At 62.9% G+C, this 5,461-nt stretch carries 6 protein-coding genes; 2 read left to right on the top strand and 4 right to left on the bottom strand.

The genetic code is table 11. From position 1 onward, the window contains the following. Positions 1–393 (top strand): L,D-transpeptidase (locus EOA85_RS26170; RefSeq protein WP_164759880.1); only part of this gene is annotated, 393 nt, incomplete at its 5' end. Between the two features lie 276 nt (positions 394–669). On the opposite strand, the gene EOA85_RS26165 is transcribed toward EOA85_RS26170, so the two are convergent. From EOA85_RS26165 to trpS, 3 genes are all read right to left on the bottom strand, one after another. Further along, on the bottom strand, positions 670–1,239 hold the full coding sequence (locus tag EOA85_RS26165; RefSeq protein WP_127211700.1) for a NifU family protein: 570 nt from the start codon (positions 1,237–1,239) through the stop codon (positions 670–672). Positions 1,240–1,607: 368 nt separating this feature from the next. Further along, the gene (locus tag EOA85_RS26155; RefSeq protein WP_029347740.1) at positions 1,608–2,099 is read right to left on the bottom strand and encodes a universal stress protein; all 492 of its coding nucleotides are present in this window, start codon (positions 2,097–2,099) and stop codon (positions 1,608–1,610) included. 90 nt (positions 2,100–2,189) lie between these two features. Further along, the gene (trpS, locus tag EOA85_RS26150; RefSeq protein WP_127211698.1) at positions 2,190–3,302 is read right to left on the bottom strand and encodes a tryptophan--tRNA ligase; all 1,113 of its coding nucleotides are present in this window, start codon (positions 3,300–3,302) and stop codon (positions 2,190–2,192) included. A 158-nt stretch (positions 3,303–3,460) separates the two neighbouring features. Here trpS and EOA85_RS26145 point away from each other — a divergent pair, with 158 nt between their 5' ends. Continuing rightward, positions 3,461–3,754, top strand: coding sequence for a type II toxin-antitoxin system VapB family antitoxin (locus tag EOA85_RS26145; RefSeq protein WP_206523371.1), 294 nt, complete (start codon positions 3,461–3,463; stop codon positions 3,752–3,754). Here the strand turns inward: EOA85_RS26145 and murJ are convergent. After that, positions 3,714–5,327, bottom strand: a complete 1,614-nt coding sequence (gene murJ, locus EOA85_RS26140; protein ID WP_127211696.1) for a murein biosynthesis integral membrane protein MurJ — start codon at positions 5,325–5,327, stop codon at positions 3,714–3,716. The two genes, EOA85_RS26145 and murJ, sit on opposite strands and share 41 nt — an antisense overlap. Between the last annotated feature and the right edge of the window lie 134 nt (positions 5,328–5,461).

Here is a 5,461-nt window from a genome sequence, read left to right as displayed (position 1 = left end):
CAGAACAAGTTTCTCTATTATGTCATGGGCGGCGGCGAGGCGATGCGTTACGGGATTGGCGTCGGCCGCGAGGGTTTTGAATGGCGCGGCACCGCCCGTATCGCGGTGAAGCGCGAATGGCCGACCTGGACGCCGCCTTCGGCGATGATCAAGCGCCAGCCGGAGCTCGCCAAGTTTGCCGGCGGCATGGAGCCGGGGTTGACCAACCCACTCGGTGCGCGCGCCCTGTATCTGTTCAACAAGGGCGGCGATTCGGGCTACCGCCTGCATGGCAGCCCGGAGTGGAACTCGATCGGCAAGGCGATGTCGTCGGGCTGCATCCGGCTGATGAATCAAGACATTATCGACCTTTACGACCGCACCTCGGTCGGCGCTAAAGTGATAGTCTTGTAAAAACTTTCATACGCGGACCGTCTAGGCAACAAATGGACGTCGCAGAACAGAAAACCGGGCACTTTGGCCCGGTTTTTTGTTATCGCGCCAGAACAATCGCTTCAGACAAAAGACCAGTTGTCGATCCCGGCGCCGCCCCTCACCTGCCTGCCGGCACCTTCTCCCACTATAGTGACGGGGAGAAGTGCCCGGCAGGGCGATGAGGGGCAGCGCAAACCCGAAGCGATTGCCCTGGCCATCGCGCGAAGGCGGATTGGCGTTCTTTGAGCCGGGTCTCTAAGAGACCTGTTCGACCTGCTGCACCTCGGGAACAAAATGCCGGAGCAGGTTCTGGATGCCGTGCTTCAGCGTCGCCGTCGAAGACGGGCAGCCGGCGCAGGCGCCCTTCATGTGCAGGAACACGGTGCCGTTCTCGAAGCCGCGGAAGGTGATGTCGCCACCGTCCTGGGCGACGGCCGGGCGCACCCGCGTGTCGAGCAGTTCCTTGATGGTGATGACCAGTTCCTCGTCGGCCTTGTCGTAGAATTCGCCGGTCTGGCTGGTCTCGGCAGCGGGGCCGGCCTTGGCCATCACCGGCGCGCCGGACATGAAGTGCTCCATGATGGCGCCGAGGATCGCCGGCTTCAGATGCTGCCAGTCAGGCCCGTCCTTGGTCACGGTGATGAAATCGTAGCCGAAGAAGACGCCGGTGACGCCGGGGATCTCGAACAGCCGGCCGGCCAGCGGCGAGGCCTTAGCGGCGCTGTCGGCATCGCGGAAATCGGCGGTGCCTTCGACAAGCACTTCCTTGCCGGGCAGGAACTTCAATGTCGCCGGATTTGGCGTCGATTCGGTCTGGATAAACATGGATGTCTCCGTGCCAATTCGGGCTGATAGTTTGGAATAATTCTAAATAGGCCTTATCGGCGGGACATTCAAGCGAAAGGCATCGCCGGAACGGCCGCCCGAGAGAATGAATTTTCTTCTGCCGCGCCGCGCGTTCAATTGGACGCGCAAAGGACGCTCAGCACTTTGATTTTGCGTTAGGTTAGGGATTTTTCCCCAAGGTGTGTTGAGCTTCAGGTCAGGCCGCGTCGCAGTCGAAGACGGCGCGCGAAGCGACCAGACTGGGTGGCTTCCGAGAACCGGAGCGGAGCGTACTTTTGGGTACGTGAGCACCGGAAGCGCAGGAAACCGCCATTCGCACTCCGGCATCACCTGAATATCAACATACCTTAGGCCAGACTGTCGATCTCTTCGTCCGACAGGTTCTGCGGCACCACCGTCACCGGGATGGGAAAGGCGGCGCCCTTGCCGGCGACCGCGCCGACCAATGGCCCCGGGCCCTCTTTACCGGCGCCGGCCGCCAGCACGAGGATGGCGATATCCTGGTCTTCCTCGATCAATTTGTGGATCTCTTCCGTCGGCTTGCCTTCGCGCACCACCAGTTCCGGCTCGATGCCGAGCTTTTGGCGCACCTTGTTGGCGTACGCATCAAGCGCCGCCCGCGCAGTGGCGGTGGCCTCCTCGCGCATGATCTTCTCGACACCCAGCCAATGCTGGAAATCGTCCGGTTCGATCACATAGAGCAGCACCAGCACGCCGCTGGTGCTCTGCGCGCGCTTCGAGGCGTAGGCGACGGCCCGCTCGCATTCAGGCGTGTCGTCGATGATCGCCAGGAATTTGCGGCGATGGCCGGCTTCGCGGCTGAGGCGTTTGGAGACCATGTTCACCCTGTTCGATGGTTTCGGTCGCAATCTGCCACCGCCACAGCCCGGCCGCAAGCGACCCGCGGGTGCAGCGATGTTGGGTGCAGATCAGCCTTGCAGCAAGCCGATGATGTCGCGCACGGTCTTCATCGTCGCTTCGGCCAGTGTGCCGGCGCGTTCGCCGCCTTCCCTCAGCACTGCGTCGACATATGCGCGGTCGTCGGAAATGCGGCGCATCTCGCCGGCGACCGGCGCCAGCTTTTCCACGGCAAGGTCGGCCAGCGCCGGCTTGAACACCGAAAACTGCTGGCCGCCGAACTCTTTCAGCACCGCCTCCTTCGATATCTCGGCCAGACCCGCATAGATGCCGACCAGGTTTTCGGCTTCTGGCCGGCCGGCAAGGCCGTCCAATTCACTTGGCAATGCCTCGGGGTCTGTCTTGGCCTTGCGGATCTTCTTCGAGATGCTGTCGGCATCATCAGTCAAATTGATGCGCGACAGGTCCGACGGGTCCGACTTCGACATCTTCTTGGAGCCGTCGCGCAGCGACATGATGCGCGCCGCCGGTCCGCCGATGATCGGCTCGGTCAACGGGAAATAACCGTTCACCGTCTCCTCGCCGACCTTCATCTCGACGCCGACGCCAAGGCCGGCGATGCGGTCCGAAAAGTCGTTGTTGAATTTTTGCGCGATGTCGCGTGTCAGCTCCAGATGCTGCTTCTGGTCATCGCCGACCGGCACGTGGGTGGCGCGGTAGACGAGGATGTCGGCCGCCATCAGGCTCGGATAGGCAAGCAGCCCGAGCGATGCATTCTCGCGGTCCTTGCCGGCCTTGTCCTTGAACTGCGTCATCCGGTTCATCCAGCCGATGCGGGCCACGCAGTTGAAGATCCAGGCAAGCTCGGCGTGTTGCATGACCCGCGACTGGTTGAAGACGATGTGCTTCTTCGGGTCGATGCCGGAGGCGAGAAACGCCGCGGTGATCGAGCGTGTCTGGTCCTTGAGATCGTCATGGACAAGCTGCGCGGTCAGCGAATGCAGGTCGACGACGCAATAGATGCAATCGGAGGTGTCCTGCAGGGCGACGAATTTCTTGATGGCGCCGAGATAGTTGCCGAGATGCAGGTTGCCGGTCGGCTGGACGCCGGAAAAGACAAGTGGCTTGAAGGCAGGCTGATTGAAGGCAGGCTGATTGAAGGCGGGCTGATTGGAGTCAGTCATGGTGTTTCCCTGGCTTGTGGAGGGCCGTTTCGCACGCGGCGAAAGTCTTTCGACGGCGCGCTTATGGACGAGAGCGGGGAGCGGATCAAGAGGTTGTCGGCTAGCACGGCGGGGCAAATCGCTTCGGGCCAGATTGCTTGTTCCATACTGTTTGAGGCATCGCGCTTGTTGCGCTTGTCGCTCGGCTTGACAGGCCGACGGACAGGTTGACGCGAGCCTTCGCCAAGGTCGAAGGCGTCGGAATCACCGAGGCGATTGTGATTGCCATGCGTGAAGCTCTTGAGCGCTGGCGCAATCGTGAGGCGCCGCTGGAAACGGCGGCACGGCTTCGGGCCGAGTTCGGGATTGAGCTTAGCAAGCAAGCGCGCAACCCGCTGCCGCGCTCGGTCTATGACCAACTGTCCGTGAAGACTAATGCTTGTCGACAGAGCCGCTATCGTTCGGCTCACTGACAGGCGGCGATCCCTTCCGCCTGACATTGCGCCGGATCATGCCGAAATCGGCGCCGCCGGTGGCGAAGGCGGTGACGAAATAAAGCAACGCTCCGCCGGCAACCAGCGCGAGAAGCGTCGTAGCCTTGACGACCAGCGGTGAGCCTGAGGCCAGTTGGGCGGCAAACCAGTGCTCGGCAAAATAGAGCGCCGCCCCCATCACCGCCGCCGACAGCACCAGCCGTGGGATGCGTCTCATGAGTGGTACGTCGCGGCCCCAGTGACCGCGCCGGATCAGCACGCCGAGCAGCATCAGCGCATTGACCCAGCCGGCGACGGCCGAGGCGACGGCGATGCCCGGCGCGCCCATCTGCGGAAACAGCGTCAGCGCGGTGGTGATGTTCACCGCCACCGAGATGGCGGCGAAGATCATCGGCGTGCGCGTGTCTTCGCGGGCGAAATAGCCGGGCGTGAACGCCTTGATCAGCACAAAGGCTGGCAAACCCAAGCCGAAGATCGCCAGGATTGCCGCCACGATTGGCGTCGAGTTGTTGGCGGCAAATGCCCCGCGTTCATAGACCAGCCCCACGATCGGCTCCGACATGACCAGCAGTGCCGCCGCCGCCGGCAAGGTCAGGAACAAGGTGAACTCCACCGACCGGTTCTGCAGATTGGCCGCTTCGATCAGATTGCCTGACTTCAGCGCCCGCGACAGTTCGGGGAGAAGCACGATGGCGATGGCGACGCCGACGACGCCGAGCGGTAGCTGGTAGATACGGTCGGCATAGGCGAGCGACGACACCGCACTGTCCTGCGCCGAGGCGATCGCGGTGCCGATCAGCTGGTTGATCTGAGTGATGCCGCCGGTGATTGCCGCCGGCAGCGCCAAGATCAGCAGCCGCTTGACATTGGGCGTCATCTTTGGCCTGCGGAAACCGATCGAGATGCCGGCATGGCGCACCGCCACCCAGACGATCGCCAGTTGCACCAGCCCCGCGGCCAGCACGCCCCACGCCAACGCGAAGCCGACGGTGCGCGCGTCCGATCCCTTGTGCCAGGAATAGGCGAGCACGCCGATCAGGATGATGTTGAGGAACACTGGCGCCACCGCCGCGGCGAAATAGCGGCGCAGCGAATTCAGCATGCCGGCCATCATGGCGCCGAGCGACATGCAGATCAGGTAGGGAAACATGATGGTCGCAAGCCGGACCGTCATCTCGAACTTTCCCGGCGTGTCGGCAAAGCCCGGCGCCACCAGGTAGCGCACGATCAGCGGCATCGCCAGTTCCATGGCGATGGTCAGCGCCAGCAGCGCCGTGAACAGCACGCCGAACACCTCTTCCGAAAAGCGCTTGGCGCCATCGGTGCCGTGGGTCTCGATTTCCTTGGCGAACAGCGGCACGAAGGCGGCATTGAAGGCGCCTTCGGCAAACAGCCGGCGAAAGGTATTGGGAAACTGGAACGCCGCGTTGAAGGCGTCGGCAATCGGCCCGGTGCCGAGTGCGGCCGCCATCAGCATCTCGCGGCCGAAGCCGAGGGCACGGCTCATCAGCGTGCCGGAAGCGACCGTCGCGAACTTTTTGACAAGGCTCATGCGTCTGGAGACTGCCTGCAGGATTGGGACAAATAAATGGTGGTTGTCACTCGGCCGCGGCCTTGGCCTTGCCGCCGCGCTCCGGCACGGTGCCTTCGAGAACCGCGACCAGCCTGTTTTGGATGGCGGCCATG

The organism is Mesorhizobium sp. M5C.F.Ca.IN.020.29.1.1 (assembly GCF_003997375.1).
In the GTDB taxonomy this organism is placed as follows: Bacteria; Pseudomonadota; Alphaproteobacteria; order Rhizobiales; family Rhizobiaceae; genus Mesorhizobium; species Mesorhizobium wenxiniae.
The sequence above is the reverse complement of the archived record's forward strand: the minus strand, read 5'-3'. Positions and strand labels throughout refer to the sequence as shown.

Bases quoted from the DNA above. Each gene is read 5' to 3' on its own strand.
- EOA85_RS26165 (WP_127211700.1), bottom strand. From the start codon at position 1,239: ATGTTTATCCAGACCGAATCGACGCCAAATCCGGCGACATTGAAGTTC.
- murJ (WP_127211696.1), bottom strand. From the start codon at position 5,327: ATGAGCCTTGTCAAAAAGTTCGCGACGGTCGCTTCCGGCACGCTGATG.
- EOA85_RS26155 (WP_029347740.1), bottom strand. From the start codon at position 2,099: ATGGTCTCCAAACGCCTCAGCCGCGAAGCCGGCCATCGCCGCAAATTC.
- trpS (WP_127211698.1), bottom strand. From the start codon at position 3,302: ATGACTGACTCCAATCAGCCCGCCTTCAATCAGCCTGCCTTCAATCAG.